1 pseudogene is annotated in these 231 nt (G+C 65.8%); it reads left to right on the top strand.

Features of this window, described 5'->3' with window-relative positions:
* Nucleotides 1-187 (top strand): annotated as a pseudogene (locus VC352_RS25150) (amidohydrolase); the annotation flags it as partial.
* Nucleotides 188-231 lie beyond the last annotated feature (44 nt).

Consider the following 231-nt stretch of genomic DNA (forward strand, 5'->3'; position numbering starts at 1 on the left):
GTGTCCGCTGCTGGCGCGCACCCTGGCCGAGGCCCGAGTGGATCTGATTCTTGCGCCCAGTTGTACGGACACCGAAGCGGTCTTCTATCGTGTGCGCATCGGCTCCCAGGCCCGCGCTCTGGAGAACCAGATCGCCGTTCTGCAGTCGCCCACCGTCGGCCTTGCGCCCTGGTCGCCAGCGCTGTACTAGAACATCGGCCGCGCTGCGCTGTACGTGCCTTCTGATTACGG

Source organism: Pseudomonas sp. C11 (assembly GCF_034683865.1).
GTDB lineage: Bacteria > Pseudomonadota > Gammaproteobacteria > Pseudomonadales > Pseudomonadaceae > Aquipseudomonas.